10 protein-coding genes are annotated in these 17048 nt (G+C 75.1%); 6 read left to right on the top strand and 4 right to left on the bottom strand.

Annotated elements, in window-relative coordinates:
- Positions 1-80: 80 nt before the first annotated feature.
- The 3 genes from mobF to BLQ97_RS14885 form a co-directional block, all read right to left on the bottom strand.
- Positions 81-6002 (bottom strand): MobF family relaxase, encoded by a 5922-nt coding sequence (mobF, locus tag BLQ97_RS14895; protein WP_091366991.1) that lies wholly within the window; start codon positions 6000-6002, stop codon positions 81-83.
- 293 nt (positions 6003-6295) lie between these two features.
- Positions 6296-7996 (bottom strand): FAD-dependent monooxygenase, encoded by a 1701-nt coding sequence (locus BLQ97_RS14890; protein ID WP_175471754.1) that lies wholly within the window; start codon positions 7994-7996, stop codon positions 6296-6298.
- Positions 7997-8001: 5 nt separating this feature from the next.
- Positions 8002-8790, bottom strand: a complete 789-nt coding sequence (locus tag BLQ97_RS14885) for an SDR family oxidoreductase (protein ID WP_091366777.1) — start codon at positions 8788-8790, stop codon at positions 8002-8004.
- A 152-nt stretch (positions 8791-8942) separates the two neighbouring features.
- Between BLQ97_RS14885 and BLQ97_RS14880 the strand changes: the two genes are divergently transcribed.
- Positions 8943-9377, top strand: a complete 435-nt coding sequence (locus tag BLQ97_RS14880; RefSeq protein ID WP_091366776.1) for a GNAT family N-acetyltransferase — start codon at positions 8943-8945, stop codon at positions 9375-9377.
- Here the strand turns inward: BLQ97_RS14880 and BLQ97_RS14875 are convergent.
- Positions 9338-12670, bottom strand: a complete 3333-nt coding sequence (locus tag BLQ97_RS14875) for an ATP-binding protein (protein WP_175471753.1) — start codon at positions 12668-12670, stop codon at positions 9338-9340. The genes BLQ97_RS14880 and BLQ97_RS14875 overlap by 40 nt on opposite strands.
- A 198-nt stretch (positions 12671-12868) precedes the next feature.
- On the opposite strand from BLQ97_RS14875, the gene BLQ97_RS14870 reads away from it, so the two are divergent.
- From BLQ97_RS14870 to BLQ97_RS14850, 5 genes are all read left to right on the top strand, one after another.
- Positions 12869-13336, top strand: a complete 468-nt coding sequence (locus BLQ97_RS14870) for a hypothetical protein (RefSeq protein WP_091366774.1) — start codon at positions 12869-12871, stop codon at positions 13334-13336.
- A gap of 9 nt (positions 13337-13345) precedes the next feature.
- Positions 13346-13903 carry a hypothetical protein gene (locus tag BLQ97_RS14865; protein ID WP_091366773.1) on the top strand — a complete coding sequence of 186 codons (558 nt, stop codon included), beginning with the start codon at positions 13346-13348 and terminating at the stop codon, positions 13901-13903.
- Between the two features lie 40 nt (positions 13904-13943).
- Complete coding sequence (locus BLQ97_RS14860) at positions 13944-15209, top strand: FAD-dependent oxidoreductase (RefSeq protein ID WP_091366772.1); 1266 nt, start codon at positions 13944-13946, stop codon at positions 15207-15209.
- On the top strand, positions 15206-16114 hold the full coding sequence (locus BLQ97_RS14855; RefSeq protein WP_091366771.1) for a CPBP family intramembrane glutamic endopeptidase: 909 nt from the start codon (positions 15206-15208) through the stop codon (positions 16112-16114). Before BLQ97_RS14860 ends, BLQ97_RS14855 begins: the two co-directional genes overlap by 4 nt.
- 443 nt (positions 16115-16557) lie before the next feature.
- Positions 16558-17040 (top strand): SRPBCC domain-containing protein, encoded by a 483-nt coding sequence (locus BLQ97_RS14850; RefSeq protein ID WP_091366770.1) that lies wholly within the window; start codon positions 16558-16560, stop codon positions 17038-17040.
- The last annotated feature ends 8 nt before the right edge of the window (positions 17041-17048 follow it).

Genomic DNA, 17048 nt, shown 5'->3' with positions numbered 1-17048 from the left:
TAGGACCCCGTCTCTACGTCTAGCTTCGGGAAGGTCGTCACTTCAGCTCCCCCGTCAGGACGGCCTGGCCGCCGCGCGGCTCAAGCGGATGTTGGAACGACTACCGGAAGCAAGCTGAGGCGAATCACCCTTCCCTCATCGGTCTTGGACTGCAACGAGAAGTCCCTTCTTGTCTTGTCCGCATCCCACTCGGCGGCTGACAGGAGGCGCTCATGAGCTTCTAGAACCTCGGATGCGCTTTGAAGCACGCGAGAGACGTCCTTCCGGTCTCGAACGAAGAGGATGAGGGCGACGCGCGTGTCCCGCCAGACTACGTAGCGACCCAAGAGCTGCTCGACCGCGTCAGAGAAGTGGCGTGCGCCATGCCAGAACTTGCACTCCGCGATGAAGGCATCGAGATCCCGCCAGCGCAGGGAGATGTCTGTCTTACCGAGGCCGATGAACGTTTCACCGGTCACCTGGCCAGCCCAGTTCGCGTTCAGGACGAACAGAAGGACGTCGCGCAAGGTTTCCTCGTCCTCGCCCAACAGCTTGTCCGCGGTCACCGGCAATCGCTCAAGCGCGCGCGAGAAGGAAGCGATGGTCTGGAGGAGGCCCTCGGCGATGTCATCAGCCAACGAGAACGGTTCCCTACCGGACGCAACAGCAGACTCGGCAGCAGCAAGCGACAGATGACGTGGCGATACGGGAATCACCGCGACATCGGCGGTCGTTCGCGACAGGGGAATCGACAGGTTTCTCGTTGCACGCTGAACGGCGACGAGGGGGTTCCGCCGTCGGCCAACTTCGGCTCCCACCTGCTCGGTCATTTGGCTACGCCGCTCGGCAATTTCTACGTTCGCTTGCCGAACGGCGGCCACTAACTCCAACTTCCATTTCGCGCGGAAGTCTCGGAGGGCCGTTTCGAGCTGGCCCGCGTCCCAACCCTCCTCTGCGAGCGAGATAGAAAACATCAGACGCCAGTGAGGCTGACCCGCCGGTGGCCTTGGGTCGATCGTCCCGCCGCCATGCACGGGGCCATGTACTGCTTGAGCCGCTCCGCCGCAAGGGACATTGAACTCAAGTTGAAGAACCGTGGGCGGCCCTTCCCTATCGCCCGAATGGACGTGGCGCTCCCGGCGGTTCACCCACAGTTGGTCGAAATACAGTTGGGCAGGTCGAGCGGAATAGTATTCAACAATGGCGGCCAGCGCCGCTCGGTTCTCGTGCAGCCCGAGGAGGTGCTCGCCTTCTCGGTAGAGGTCGGTGCCGGGGGTGTTGAGGTACTTGGGTCCGGTGCGGCCGTCCTCGGCGACTGCGGGGTTGCGGCGAGCGACGAAGCCGCGGATCGCGCCGTCGACGTCGCGGATGGGGAAGGTGAGCCGGTCGCGGAAGCGGTCGATCAGGGCCCCGGTGCGGGCGCGCTGAGCGAGGCCGGCGGCCAGCAGCTCGTCGTCGGTGGCGCCCCGGGAGCGCAGGTGGTCGACGAGCGTCGTCCAGCCACCGGGCGCGTAGCCGGGGTCGAAGCGCGGATCGGCGGTGAGGTCGGTGCCCAGGCGACGGCGCAGGTAGCCGGGTGCCCAGGAGCCGGGGTAGGAGTCGGCGTAGAAGGCGGCGGCCTGGGTGGTGAGCTCGATCAGCCGGTCGCGCCCGACGGCGGCCGTGGCCCAGAAGTGCTGCTCGAGCAGGTAGTCCGCCTCGTCGGCCACGGGTCGACCGGTCCAGGTGAACGGGTCGGGAGTGAGGTTGCGCGGCTCGGCCGTCGGCGGCGGGGCATCCCACTCCGGGTCGAACGGCGCGTCCTGGTCACCGGGCGGCGGGTCGGCCGGACCCGCGGCGCCGACGGCGGCCGGGTCCTCGATGGACGCGAGCTGGTCGGCGTCATCGGGGGGCTGCAGGTCGGCCGGCAGCGGTTCGGGTGCATCGACGGGCGGGGTGTCGGTGAGGGCGGTGATCCGGAAGACCAGCGCCTCGGTGCGTGCGCGGCCGGTGCGGTCGCCGACGGCCGCGGCCGGCAGGCCGATGACCGCGGCGGCGAGCAAGTCGGCGGGGGACCAGCCGGTGCGGCTGCCGGCGGTGACGGCCGCGACCAGGGCCGGCCATGCGGGATCGGCCAGCACGCCGTCGGCGTCGGGGAGCAGTCGCCGGAGGGTGGCGCACCAGTCCGGGCGCGGTCCGGCGGTGCCCGGAGCGGCGGGGATGGTGGCCGGGGCGAGGTGGGGGGTCAGCCGCCACCACAGCGCGGCGGCGGGCAGGTCGTCGGGCAGCGGCCGGTGCGCCGCGACCGCGGCGAGCAGGCCGGCGGCGTCGAGGCCGGCGCGGTCGGCGGCCGCCAGCCGTGCGGCGAGCGCGGGCCAGTGCGGGTCGTGGCGGATGCGGGGGTCGATGCCGTCGGCCAGCGCCGCCCACACCGAGCTGCTCCGGGCCGGAGCGGTTGCGGCGAGGTCCTCCTCGAGCCGCCGCTGGTGCCGGCGCTCGGCGGCTGCAGGGCGCGGGGGCCCGGTGGGTCGCCGGTCGCTGTCGGGCACGGCGAGGGCGGCGCGCCAGACGGTCACGTCGGAGCGCAGCTGCGCGAGGGCCGGATCGATCAGCTGTCGGGCCCACGCGGGGACGGTGGCCGGCGTCCACGTGGCGGCGGTGTCGGCGACGCGGGCCGCGCAGGCGGTGACGTGGTCGGTGCGGGCGGCGAGGTAGGGGCCCCAGCGCGGATCGTCGGCGAGCGCGGCCGGCACGCCGGGCAGCCAGGGCAGCGGACCGGCCGGGCCGGGCTCGGGCAGTCGCCACTGCAGGACGGCCGCCGAGTCGTGCGCGGTGTCGAGTTCGCGGACCGGGGCCGCGGTCCGCAGCGCGGCGACGGGGTCGGCGCCGAGGAGGGCGAGCAGTGCCAGGTGCCCGCGCAGCGTCGGCCATGTCGTGGCGGCGGTGAGGTGCGGGTGCAGCCGCTCGGCGGCGTCCTGCAGGGCTTCGACGGTGGGGCCGGCGAGGTGGTGCTCGGCGGCGACGCGCAGGGCGTCGGCGTACCGGGTGGCGGCGGAGTGCAGCTGCCCGGCCGGGTCGGTCAGCGCCCGGCGGTCGCCGGTGGCCGAGGTCTGGGCGTCGTCGCGGCCGAGCACGGCGATGAGCAGGTCGGTGGCGGTCGGCGGGGACACCGCTGCGGGCGTGACGAGGCTGTGCGGGTCGCCGTCGCCCACGGTGGGCAGGTAGACGTGGTTGGCCGTCCGTCCGCGGGAGAGCGCCACGTACAGCAGCTGTCGGGACTCCGCGCCGGTGAGCACGGCGTGGCAGGTGTCGGCGGTGACGCCCTGCGCGCCGTGCACGGTGCTGGCGTAGCCCAGCTGCACGTGCTCGGCGACGTAGGCCGCGGGCAGGGTGAGCCGTCCACCGGTGCCGGTGTGCGCGACCCGCAGGGCGCCGTCGGCGCGGACGGCGGTGACGGTCCAGCGGTCACCGTTCTTCACCCAGTCGGCGCCGGTGAGGAGCAGCCGCCGGTCGTTGGCGCGGGTGATGACCGGGTCCCCGGCGCCGGCCCGGGTGCCGTCGGCCAGCGTCACCTCGCGGCCCGGCGGGACACCGGAGGAGGCGAGGCGGTGGGCGCGGGCGCGGTCGTTGAGTTGCTGCACGACGTCGCGGGTGGCGGCCAGCAGGAGCGCGTCGAGGCCGCGGGCGCGGTCGGCGGCCCACCGTGTGTAGGCCTGCTCCGCGCAGGTGGTCAGGTCGCCGACGTGCACCCGCCCGGCGTCGAGGTAGAAGCCGACGGCGGTGGTGTCGCCGTCGCGCAGAGCGACGGTGGCTGCGGCCTCGGCGGGGTCGGTGAAGCGCACCAGCTGCGTCAGGGTCGCCGCCCCGTGGCGGGCGGCGATCTCGGTCAGCACGCCGCCGGCGGCGACGGAGGTGAGCTGCCGGTCGTCCCCGACCAGCCGCACCGACCCGCCCCGGCCCAGCACGTGCGCCACGACCCGGGCCAGGTCGCGGGTGCCGGCCATGCCGGCTTCGTCGACGATGACCAGCGTGCCCGGGCCGATAGCCGTGACCCAGTCGGGCAGGTTCCCGGTGTCGAGCGACCAGGTCAGCTTGGCGACGGTGTCGCACGGTGCCCCGACGGCCTCGCGCAGACCGGCCGTGGCCACCGCCGAGGGCGCCAGCCCCAGCACGTCGCCGCCGCTGGCTTCCCAGGCGCGGGACAAGGCGGCCAGCGCGGTGGTCTTGCCCGCCCCGGCCGGGGCGACGGCTAGCTGCACCCGGGCCCGGCTGCCGGCCAGGTCGCGGACCAGCTGAGCCTGGCCGGGGTTGAGTTCCCTGCCGTTCGCGGTGGTTTCCAGCAGGGCCAGCTCGACGACGGCCGGATCGACGCGGCGGCCGTCGCCTCGGCCGGCCGCGGCGAGCAGCAGCGCCTCGGCGTCGAGCACCGCGCGGCTGCTGTAGCGGCGCGCACCGGCGACGGTGTAGACGCTGGAGCCGTCCGAACGGCACAGCGGCGGCGGCTCGACCACCGGGTCCGGATCGCCCAACGGGATGGACAGGTCGGGGGAGAGGACCGCCGCCGTCAGCCGATCGACCGCGCGGTCCACCTCGTCGGAGGTGAGCGCAGCAGCGCGTACCAGCCGCTCGGCCTCGGCGCGCACGTGCCACACCTGCCAGGTCGCCCGCTGCCCGCTCACCGTCTCCAGCACCCGCAGGGCCGCTGATCGGATCCAGCGTTCGGTGACCGGCAGAGCCGGTGTCCGCTCGCGGGTTAGGACCCGGTCGAGCATGCCGCTGAGGCCGGCCGGGCCTCCGAGTACGGCCAGCGCCTGCCGCCGCCAGGTCACCCGCTGTTCGGCGAGGGAGCGCGGCTCGTGCTTGGCCTGCCGTGTCTCCAGGGTGGCCTGCTGTGCCAGGGCGATCGCCTCGATCGCGGTCGGTGTGCGGCCGTGCCGCTGCTGGAACGCGGCGGCCAGCTCGCCGCGGCGGACGTCGATCACCTGCCGGCGCGAGGACCAGGTGGCCAGCAGGCGGTCGTCCACGCCGACGACCTCGCGCACCGGCCGCGTGCCTGCGGTCTGGCCGGGACGGTCGGCGAATCGGACGCCGACCCGGTCGGCCAGGTGGGCCTCCAGCCGGGTGTTGTACCGCTCGGAGGCGCTCACCGCCGCCTTGTGCAGCACCCGCCCGTCCAGGGCCAGCCAGCGGCCGTCGCGGGTCTGCACCTTGTTGCTGACGGCGACATGGCTGTGTAGGTCGGGGTCGCCGGCGCGGGAGTCGCGATGGGTGAACACCGCCGCGACCAGCCCGGTGGTCTCCACCTGGCGCACGCCGTCGGCGCCGGTGCGGGTGAGGCAGGCATGTCCCTGCAGCCAGGAGAGGGTGTCGGCGACGGCGACGGCGGCGGCGTGGGCGGCCTCGATCCGCTCGGCGACGTCCCGGGGTGCCAGCGCCCAGAGGGCGGAGACGGACTTGACCGGGGAGAAGGTCAGGTCGTACCCGGTGACCGCGGTGGTCGCCGATCGCGACAGCCGGGCGATGAACCCCGACAACTCGCGGGCATCCCGCGGCGCGCGGCCGTAGACATCGGTGAACATGTCGCGGCCGGTGTCGCTGCGGATGCCTGCCCGCTCCTCGTCGGTGATCGGGGAGTCGCGGGGGTGTCCGCGGGCGCGGGTGAGCGCCGCGCACGCTCGGGCGCAGCGGGCCTGGAATCCGTCGGCACGCGCGGCGAAGACGTAGAAGGGCCGGCCCAAGGCCCCCGCCAGCCACGCCTGCTGCCGGTCGGCGCCGGCGGCCAGGGCCTGCCGCTGCAGCCGGGCGGCGTCGGGATGGCGGCCCTCGCCGAACAGCGCCCTCATCTGCTCCTCGCCGACCGGCTGACCGGCGTCGATTCCGTCCAGGCCGTGCAGGCCGCCGCCGGTCCAGACGCCCGGGGACTCCCCGCGCTGGGAGTAGTAGTCACCGAGCCCGCCGTAGCCTCGCTCGGTGGCGTCGAAGGCGGCCACCTGGCGGGTGAGGTACGTGTACCCGTCGCCCGCGGTCAGCTTGTGCAGCGACATCACCGCGCGGACCGTAGGAAGCCGCCCTCCAGTTCCCGTGGGGAACGTCTCCAGCCATCCTCCGGTACCCCGCGGCCGACCCCGCCCCGGCGGATGGCGCCGGGGGACGTTCGCCGGCCGTGACCGGCGGACCGGTCGATCCTCCGCGCGGCGCAGCCGCGACCGGCATGGCGGCACCGGTCACCCGATGGGATCGGCCACACCCTCGCACCACGGTCGGCGTGCAGCCGTGCACGAACAGGTCGTGGCGGCGATGAGGGTCCTCGTCGGCGCCGGAGGCCACGCCGGGGGGCTCACGCGGGTGCCTGCAGCCTGAACACGGAGCCGAGGTGGCCGAGCACGGGTCCGGCGGTAGCGGGCCGGCTGCGGTAGGCGATGTAGCCGTCGGGCCGGACCAGGTACAGCGACTCGGCCGCGGCGGCGTAGCGGTGGTGGGCGTCGCGGTCGGGGTCGAGGACCACGTCGACGTCGTCCAGGTGCTCGGGCCTCCGGTCGCCGGGGACCACGATCCAGGCGCGGACGTCGTCGCCGAGGGCGGCGCGCACACGCCGGGCGGTCGCGGTCATCCGCCGGTATCCGGCGTCGGTCGCGGCGGGGCCGTCGAACACCAGCAGGGTGGAGTGCGTGCCTCGGAAGAGGTCGAAGAGGCGCGTCGGCGCGCCGTTGTCGCCGGCACGCACCTCGGCGTCCGGTGCGCGGTCACCGGCGTGCGGGCCGCGCCGGAACCGGACGGCGTCGACCAGACCGGCCGCCTCCCCGTCGCCGGTGTGCTCTCCGGTGGCCGCCTCGTCGACCAGGGAGCTGTCCCGGTAGCCCACGTCGAGTTCGGCCACGCCGTCGAGGAGCCGGTTCCGGATGACCGCCAGCCGCAGGGCCGGCACGAGGACCCGGTTGCGCAGGAGGGTCATGGCGGGGTGGGGGGAGAAGAAGGCGCTGTGGCCGAGGTCGCTGCTGGTGAGGACCGCGCGGGCGACCGGCCTCCGCTCCTCCTGGTAGGTGTCGAGGAGGGCATGGGCGGCCCGTCCCCGGAGGACGGCGTCGAGCTTCCAACCGAGGTTGTAGGCGTCCTGGATGCCGGTGTTCATGCCCTGCCCGCCGGCGGGGCTGTGCACGTGGGCGGCATCGCCGGCCAGCAGCACCCGGCCGGCCCGGTAGCGGTCGACGATGGCGACGCGGGGACTGAAGTCGGACAGCCACGTGGCGTCGTGCAGCCGCACGTGCCCGAAGCCGCGTTCGGCGAACAGGCGCCGGAACAGCTCCAGGGACGCTGTCTCGAGCTTCCCGGAGGTGTCGGGCCGGACGCTGGCCTGCACCTGCCAGGTCCCGCTCCCGTCGAGCGGGTCGGCGGCGAGGTACCCGTCGTCGTCGAACCAGGCGAAGGACGAGCCGTCGGCCGGCAGGCCCTCGATCAGGACGTCGCCGAGGACGAAGTGCTCGTCGTGGCTCGCGCCGCGCATCGCGATGCCGGTCAGTGTCCGCACCCGGCTGCTGCCGCCGTCGCAGCCGACCACGAAGGCGGCCCGGAGCGCTTCGGTCGCGCCGGTGCCCGGGTCGACGACCGTGGCGGTGACCCCGTCGTCGTCCTGGGAGAGGTCGGTCAGCTCCCGCCCGTACTCGACGGTGCCGCCGAGGGCCGCCAGCCCATCCCTGAGCACCTGCTCGGTCCGCCACTGCGGCAGCACGACCAGGTTCGGGTACGGAACCCCGGGCTGCGGCGGCCGTGCGGGGAGGTCCAGGTCCAGGGCGGGCCGCCCGCCCGAGTACAGGCGCAGGTGGTGGTGGGTCCGGCCGGCGGCGAGGGCGGCCCCGGCGATCCCGAGGTCGTCGAAGACCTCGAGGCTGCGCGGCTGGAGGCCCTTGCCCCGGGACCGGACGTGAGGTGTCACGGCCCGGTCGAGGACCCGGCAGTCGACGCCGCGCCGGTGCAGGTCGCAGGCCAGCGTGAGCCCGGTCGGGCCGGCGCCGACGACGAGGACGTCCGTGTCGGTGGTCACGGGTGTCACCGGGCCTGGAGCCGGTGCGAGGGCCGGCTGTCGAGGAACTCCCGCCAGGTGCGGCCACCGGCGGGGTTGCCGGGGACGAGGTTCGCACCGGCGCGCAGAGCGGCGGCGGACGCGCCCGGCACGGGGAGCTCCAGGACCGGCCGTCGACGCGGTGTCCCGCGGAGGCGGTCCCGGACGAGATCGACCACGGCAAACACCTCCGGTCCGCCCAGGTCGGGCAGCCTGCCCGCCGGCCCCGACGCCACGCCGCCGGCCAGTCGCCGAGCGACCTCGTCGACGTCGATGGGCTGGACCCGCCACCCGCGGGGCACGGGGACGATCGGCAGAGCGGTCAGGCGGTCGAGCAGCTGCAGCACAAACGGGTGGAACTGCGTGGTGCGCAGGATGGTCGACGGCAGCCCGGAGCGGGTGACCGCCTGCTCGGCGGCCAGCTTGGACCGGTAGTACTCCGTCGGGACGCGGTCGATCCCGGCGATCGAGACGTAGACGACGTGCGGTCGGCCGGCGTCGCGGGCGGCCTCCAGCAGCCGGGCCGTCCCCTCCACGTCGACCGCCCGGGACCTGCGCGGGTCCGTGGCGCAGTGCACGATCGCGGTCGTCCCGGCCACCGCCTCGGCGAGGCCGGTCCCGGTGCGCAGGTCCGCCACGAACACGCCGGCGCCGGGCACCGGCGGTGCGGCCGGGCTCCGGCTCAGGATCCGCACCGTGTGGCCGTCGGCAGCCAGGGCGCGGACCACGCGGCGCCCGAGCTGTCCGGTGCCGCCGGTGACGAGCACGCTGGTCATCGCACATCCCCTTCGTCAGGGCTGGTGGTCAGCGGAAGCGTCGCCGTCGCGCCTTGACGGTCGGTTGCCCCGGCGGAGGCGCGTGGCGTCAAGCAGGCGTCAAGGCGGGCCTGGGCACCCTCGGCCGACAGTCGAAGGGACCGGGAGGGGCGATGACGGCGACACCACGCGGCTCACCGGCCGGGATCGTCTTCCGGCGGCTCGACGCGGGCCCGGAGCGGCGACGGGCCGCCCGGCTGTTACCGGACTGCGGTCTCGACGACCACGACTCGACCTGCGTGTGGTACGGCCTGTGCGACCTGACCGCGAGGGAGGACGCCTGCCTCGCGGCAGTGGCGGTGGTCTCCATCGGAGGCGCCACGGCCCGGCTGTGCGGTCTGGCCGTGGCGGCGCCCTACCGAGACCCCTCCCTCGGACGCCGGCTGGTGGGCGAGGTCGCCGACGCGCTCCGGGCGTCGGGCGTCGAGGAGCTCACCGCCCCGCCGGTCCCCGAGCGCCGGGTCGCCGCGCTGCTCGTCCGGACCGGTTTCGTCCCGTGCGAGCAGGATCAGCCGTCCGGGTCGGGGTGGTCGCAGCTGACCTTGTGACGCTCGCTGCCCACCGCTTCGCACGTCTCGACGGCGCGCCGCAGCAGCATCACCGACCCCTGCTCGCGCGCGACGGCGGCCGCCTGCCGGAGAGCGTCGCGGGCCTCCTCGGCGCGCGGTGGCGTCAGCGCAGCCAGGCACAGTGCCCGCAGCCGGTGCAGCTCGGACTCGTAGGAGCGTTCACCGGTGCGCTCGACCCGAGCCAGCGCGTCGTCCAGCAGGCGCAGCGCCTCGACGGGCCGGTCGTCGCGCAGGTGCGCCTCCGCCAGCAGGCCGAGCCCCCAGCCGACCAGGTGCTGGGTGCCGCCGGCCTCGATCTGTGCCAGGTGGCCCCGTAGGTCGGGGATCGCGGTCGTGGGATCACCCTCGATCGCGCGCACCCAGCTGAGCACCACCGCCGAGTACCCGGCCGGCCAGGGGAGGTTCCACCGCTCGGCCAGCTGCAGCGCCTCGGTGGCCCACGTGCGCGCCGCGGAGGGGTCGCGGCGCATGGCGGAGACGAGAGCCGCTCCGGTCACGGTGAGGGCGTGCGAGAACGGGGATCCTCCGCGCGCCGCCTCGACGGCCCCGGCCAGCAGGTCGACCCCCGCGTCCGCCTCGCCGAGCGAGGTGAGCACCGCGGCCAGCTGGAGTTGCAGCACGATCCTCGGCGGCAGGAACTCCTGGCTGTCCCGTGCTCCCGCCACGTGCAGGCCCTGCTCGAGGTGCTCCCTGGCGGCGGCCAGCCGGCCCTGGGACCACAGCGTGCGGCCCAGGGACAGGTGGCTGACCACGATGGCGGCCGGGTCGTCGCTGCTCCGGGCGATGGCCAGCATGGCCTCGGCCTGGGCGGCGGCGGCCGAGTGGTCGGCCCGGGCGAAGGCCACCTCGTACAGGCTGCGGCAGGCGGCCAGCAGGGCCGGGACGTCGCCGAGCTGGTCGGCCAGCTCGCGGGCCCGGCCGAAGCAGGCCCACGCGTGCTCGCAGCCGCTGCCGTGCAGCTGCACGAGCAGCGTGCCCAGGCGCTGCTGGACGGCCAGCTCGGAGGAGCTGCGACCGGTGGTCGGCGCCGCGGCGGCCAGCAGGTCGAGGCTGCGGCGCAGCTGCCGCTCGGCCTCCTCGTGGGCGAAGGTGTCGAGGCACAGTTCGGCCGCGGCCATCACGTGCGGGATCGCCCGCTCGGCGCCGACCACCGGTGCGGCCAGCCACCAGTGCTGGGCCAGCTGCAGGACGGAGTCGGCGTCGTCGCCGCGCCGGTCGAGCAGCGCCTGTCCCACGCGGGCGTGCAGTCGGGCCCGGCGGGCACGGCTGATCTCGCCGTAGATGGCCTCGCGGACCAGGGCGTGCGCGAAGCGGAAGCGGCCCACCGTGACCAGGTCCTCGACGACCAGGCCGGCGGACACGGTGAGCTCGACGGCGGCGAGGGCGTCGTCGTCGTCGAGCCCGGTCACGGCGCGGAGGACGTCGAGGTCGAACTGCTGACCGACGACGGCCGCGACCAGCAGCACCGTGCGGGTCTGGTCGGGGAGCCGGCCCAGGCGTCGGCGGAGGACGTCGCGCACGCCGGCGGGGACCTGCTGCGCGACCAGCGACGCCGCCTCGCCCGGAGCCCGCTGCGGCCAGCCGCTGCTGCCGAGCAGGCGCAGCACCTCGAGGACGAAGAACGGGTTGCCGCCGGTGCGATCGCTGACCAGCCGCGCCAGCTTCTCGTCGGGGTCCGTGCCGACGTGCGACGCCATGACCCGGGCGACGTCGGCGACCTCCAGTCCGGCCAGCTCCAGCCGGTCCACCGGCGCCGTGCGGGCCAGCGCGGCAAGGGTGTCGGCGAGCGGCTCCCCGCCGTCGAGGTCCCTGTCCCGGTAGGTCACCAGCACGACCACGGGGGCGTCGGCCAGCGTCGTGGCGAGGTGGGCCAGCAGCCGGTGGGAGGCGACGTCGGCCCACTGCAGGTCGTCGAGGACCACCAGCAGGCGCCGTCCGCGGGTCAGCCGCAGGAGGGTCGCGGTGGCCGCCTGGCACACGCGGAAGCGGGACGCCTCCGGGTCGACCACCGGGGCGGCGGCCCGCGGTCCGCCGCCCGCCAGTTCCGGCAGGATGCGGACCAGCTCGGCGGTGTCGGTGTCGGTGTCGGCGGTGTCGTCGTCCGGCCTGGCCGCGGGTGGCCGGGCCGATCCATCCCCCAGCAGGTCGCGCAGCACCTGCGTCCACGGCCAGAACGGCGGGGCGCCGGCGTCCTGGTCGCTGCGGCCCCAGGCCACGGTGACGCCGGAGCTACGGGCACGCCGTACCGCCTCTTCGGCGAGTCGCGTCTTGCCGATCCCGGGCTCGCCCGCCACCAGGAGCATCCGCCCCCGGCCGCTCGCCGTCCCGGCCAGCGCCTCGTCGACCACCCGCAGCTGCGCGTCGCGCCCGACCAGGCGGCCGGGAGCGGACGGCGCCGCAGCGCCCGCAGCCTGGACGTCCGCCGTCGCGTCGGGAGAGCCGGACGCGTCCGGCTCCAGGGCGGCAGCTGGTCCGGGCGCGCCGCGGTGCTCGGCGCCAGCAGCCCTCCAGTCCAGGTGCGGAGCCTGGCCGAGGACGTCGCGGTGGAGGTCCCGGAGCGCCTGGCCGGGGTCCAGACCGAGCTCCTCCCGCAGCTGCACGCGGAAGTGCTGGTAGCTCTGCAGCGCCTCGGCCTGCCGTCCGCAGCGGTAGAGGGCGGTCATGCGCAGACCCTGCAGGCGCTCGCGGAACGGGTGCTCGCCCGTCAGCCGCTCGAGCTCGGCGACGATCCGGGCGTGCCGGCCGATGGCGAGGTCGGCGCTGAGCCGGTCCTCCAGCGCGGTCAGCCGGAGATCCTCCAGCCGGGTCCGCTCGGCCTGCACGAACGGCGCATCGGCGAGGTCGGCCAGGACCGGCCCCCGCCACAGCCCGAGGGCCGCCTGCAGCGTCTCCGCGGCCCGCGGTGCCTCCCCGTGCTGCAGGAGGTCGTGTCCGGCCTGCGCGAGGGTCTCGAAGCGGGCGGCGTCGAGGTCACCCGAGCCCAGCACGATGCGGTAACCCGGCGGCTGGGCCACGACCACCGTCGCAGGGGCCCCCGGTGCCCGCTGCGGCTCCAGCAGCCGGCGCAGGTGGGACACGTAGGCCTGCACCGACGCCAGGGCCTGCGGCGGTGACTGCGGGCCCCACAGCTCCTCGACCAGCCGGTCGAGGGAGACCACCCGGCCCGCGTCGAGCAACAGGATCGCCAGGACGGCGCGCTGCTTCGGCCGCCCGAGGAGCAGCGGCCGTCCCGCGTCGCGGACCTGCAGCGGCCCGAGGATGTCGAACTGCACCGCCCACCCGCCTCCCCGGCCCCGCCGTCGGACCATCCTGCCCCGTAACGGCCGGATCTCCGTCCCTCGGCGCAGCGCCCGCGCCCGGACCCGTCAAGGAGACGCCCACGATCCGTCAAGGGCCGGGTCCGACGGTCTCCCCGGGACGCCGGGACCTCGCCGACGCCCGACCGGATCCCCACTCCTCCGGAGGCCCGCATGCGACTCGCCGTCAAGGTCCTGCTCGGGTGGTTCGCCCTCTTCGGACTCGGGATCGGCCTCTGGCAGGCCGTGTTCCCGGCCTCCTTCTACGCCGACTTCCCCGGGATGGGACACCACTGGGTCAGCCCGGACGGCCCCTACAACGAGCACCTGCTCCGCGACGTCGGCCTGGGCAACCTCGCCGTCGGCACCGCCGCGCTCGTCGCGCTGCTCACCGGGGTCGTGTGGGTCGCCCGCGCCGTCGGCCTGGCCGTCGTCGTGACGAACCTGCCGCACCAGCTCTACCACCAGGCGCACGTGTCGGTGCTCCCCACCACCACCGACCAGGTCCTGCAGTCGATCTCGCTCGCCGCGGTCAGCCTGGCCGCCGCCGCGCTGGTGGTCCTGGCCTTCCGGCTGCCAGCCGGCTCTACCTCGGCCGCCCCGCGGACCGACGCCCGCCCCCCTGCGCCGACCCACTCCTAGGAAACCGCCATGGACATCGCACAGCTGCTCGCCGACTTCGGCGACTGGGCCTTCGACCGCCACGCCAACCCGCTGAGCTGGTACATCCGGCCGCTGTTCCTGATCCCGCTGGCCTGGTTCGCCCACCGGCGCAGCGGCTGGGGCATCGCCGGCACCCTCCTCGCCCTGGCGAGCAGCATCTTCTGGTTCCCGGCGCCGGCCCAGCCCGATCCGCAGATCCTGCAGTTCCTCGACTTCGAGCGGGAGTGGCTCACCGGGACCTGGGACCTGCAGAAGGTCGCGCAGGCGACGCTCGCCCCGCTCGCCCTCACCCTCTACTGCCTGGCCTTCTGGCAGCGGTCGGTGGTCTGGGGCCTGGTGCTCCTGAACGCCATGGCCGGCGGGAAGCTGCTGTGGGGCGTCGTCGCCGGCGACGGCACCGGATGGGCGATGACCGCGCCCGCGCTGGTCGGACTGCTGATCTGCGACGCCGCCGTCCTCTGGGGGGTGCGGCGGTACCGGGCGGGCCGGCCGCAGCCGGCGGAGGAACCGCCGGCCCCGCCCGTCCTGTCGTCGAGTTCGTCGTGACCGCCCGCCCCGCCCCATCCCCCGCTGGAAGGACGATCCCGTGACCAGCACCCAGGACCTCCCTGCGACGACGACCGTCTGCATCGCCGGCTGTGGCCCGGCGGGGGCGGTGCTCGGGCTCCTCCTCGGCCGCGCCGGCATCGACGTCGTCGTCCTCGAGAAGCACGCGGACTTCCTGCGTGACTTTCGCGGCGACACCGTCCACGCATCGACGATGCAGGTGCTCGCCGAGCTCGACCTGCTCGAGGGGTTCGAGGAGCTGCCCCAGCAGCGCACGACCAGCATCTCGCTGATGACCGACGACGGCTTCCTCACCCTCGGCGACTTCACCCGGCTCCCGGGTCGTTTCCAGTGCCTGTCGATGGTGCCGCAGTACGAGCTGCTGGACTTCCTCACCACCGAGGCCGCGCGGTCGTCCTCCTTCACCCTGCACCGGCAGGTGGAGGTGGTGGGGCTCGTGGAGGAGGACGGCACGGTGACCGGGGTCCGCTACCGGCGGACGGACGGCTCCGAGGGGAAGCTGTGCGCGCTGCTCACGGTCGCTGCCGACGGACGCTCCTCCGCGGTGCGGCGGGCGGCGGGCATGTCCCCGGTCGAGTTCGGCGCCCCGATGGACGTGCTCTGGTACCGCCTGCCCAAGGGGCCGGGGGATCCGCCGGCCTCCTTCGCGCGGCTCGTTCCCGGCCGGTTGCTCCCGATGATCGACCGGGGCAGCTACTGGCAGGGCGCCTACACCATGCCGAAGGGCACGGTCGCGTCGCTCCGGGCCGAGGGCATCGAGGCACTCCGGGCGGACCTGGCCCGCGCCATGCCGTTCCTGGCCGACCGGCTCGACGGTGCCCTCCGCAGCTGGGAGGACACCGGCTTCCTGGAGGTCCGGGTCAACCGGCTGCGCCGCTGGTACCGGCCGGGCCTGCTGTGCATCGGGGACGCCGCCCACGCCATGTCCCCGGTCGCGGGGGTCGGGATTAACCTCGCCGTCCAAGACGCGGTGGCCGCCGCCAACGCCCTGGTCCGCCCCCTGCGCAGAGGTGCCGTGACCCCGCAGGACCTCCGGCGGGTGCAGCGCCGCCGCGACCTCCCCACGCGGGTCACCCAGCTGGTGCAGCGTGGCGTCCAGCGGCAGATGTTCGGCGCCGCCGGGGGCACGGTCCCGCCGCGGGGGGTCCCCGTGGCATTGCGCCTCATGTCGCGGGTGCCACCGATGCTGCGGCTGTTCTCCCGCTTCATGGCCATCGGGATCCGCAACGAGCACGTGGCCCTTCCGGCGCAGGCGGTGCCCGCGGCGGCCGGGAATCCACGGTGAGTGCGCCAGTGGCGCCGGAGCGCCGGCTGGCCGGGGTCATCCGCCGGCACCCCGTCGCGAGCTTCCTGGCCTGGTCCTTCCCCGTCGGGCAGGCGATCGCCGTCCAGCCCGTCGTCGCGCGCGCGTGGTGGGACGTCGACCTGCCCACGGCTCCATTCGTCGTCGGAGCCAACCTGATCGGCCTGCTGCTGCCGGCGGTGGTGATCACCCGCGTCGTCGACGGGCGGGCGGGGGTGTGGGCGCTGTTCAGGCGCGCGGTCCGGGTCCGGGTACCGCTGCGCTGGTACGGCCTGGCCCTGGTCGTCGTCCCGGTGGCCACCACGGCGGTGGCCGTGGCCCTGCTCGGGCCGCCGGTGGCCACCGCCTGGGTGCTCGCCTCGGCGCTGGCGTCGGGACTGCTGGTCCAGCTGCTGCTGGGGTTCCTCACCACCAACTGGGCGGAGGAGGTCGCCTGGACGGGCTTCCTCCAGACCCGCCTGCAGGACCGGCACGGGCCGGTGCGGGCCGCACTGGCCACCGGGCCGCTGTTCGCGCTGCAGCACGCCTCTCTCGCGGCCGGCAACGGCTGGCTCGGCGGGGTGGCCGTTCTGCTGTTCATCACCGCGACGGCGATCCCGTTCCGCTTCCTGCAGGGCTGGGTCGCCAACCGGACCGGCAGCCTGCTCGTCGTCGGCCTGGTCCACGCGGCGGGGAACGCGGCGACCGACGGCAGCGGGTTCGGCGGTCCCGGCCTGCTGCCCCGGCTCTACCCCGACGACGGCGTGGGCCCGGTGCACCTGGTGGCCAGCGCGGTCCTGGGCCTGGTCGTCCTGGCCGCCAGCCGCGGCCGGTTGGGGCGCCGGGCTCCCACGTCCCCGGCCGGCGCCGTGCGCGTGACCGGCCCCGTCCCGGCGGGGCGACGGTGACCGGCACGGCGCCGTGGGTCGACCTGACCGGCACCAGTCCCCAGATCCCCGGGACAGCGCCGGACGCCCCAGTCCTCGGCCGCCGGCTCTGCAGCCGTCGGCTGCGGGCTACGCCGGCCGGACCCCGCCGGGTGACGACCGGCTGTCCCCGCTGTACAGCGACCTGGCCGGGCTCTCGCCGGTGCACCTCGCCGCGGGGACCCGCGGCCTGCTCGTCCACGACGTCCGCCCGCTGCGACAGCGGCTCCGAGACGCGGGCGTGGCCGTCGACTCCCCCGAGGAGCCCGCCCGGCGCCCTGCACGCGTACCCCACCCCCGGCGCCGGCCCCGCGGCCGATTGGGCGGTGGCCGCGCAGGTCGCCTTCCTCCGTGAGCACCTGGAACCCGCACGACCGTTCGCGGTTCCATCCCGCGACACCCCTCGCCGCTCGAAGGAGAACGTCATGTCTAAGCAGCTGTCCGCCCACGTCGGCATCGCAGCGACGCCCGAGCGGGTGTGGGAGGTGCTCACCGACCTCGCCGCGTACCCGGAGTGGAACCCGTTCATCGTCCGGGCGGAGGGAGCCGTCGGCCCGGGCCGCCGGCTGACGCTGACGATGCAGCCGGTCGGCGGGCGGGCGATGACCATGCGCCCCCGACTGATCGAGGTCGACGCCGGCCGCGTGCTGCGGTGGCGCGGCAGGCTGGTCATGCCCGGGCTGATGGACGCCGAGCACACCTTCGCGCTGCAGCCGCAGGCCGGCGGCACCCGGCTGGTGCAGTCGGAGACCTTCCGGGGGATCCTCGTCCCGTTCGTGGCCGCGTCGCTGGACCGGAGCACCCTGCCCGCGTTCGCGGCGATGAACGAGGCGCTCAAGAGGCGGGCGGAGGAGCCCGCGCGTACCGGTGCGGTCGCCGCAGGCGGCACAGGGTCGGGGACGCCATGAGGCGGCGA

Origin of the sequence: Geodermatophilus telluris, from assembly GCF_900102745.1 — a bacterium.
Taxonomy (GTDB): Bacteria; Actinomycetota; Actinomycetes; order Mycobacteriales; family Geodermatophilaceae; genus Geodermatophilus; species Geodermatophilus telluris.
The sequence above is the reverse complement of the archived record's forward strand: the minus strand, read 5'-3'. Positions and strand labels throughout refer to the sequence as shown.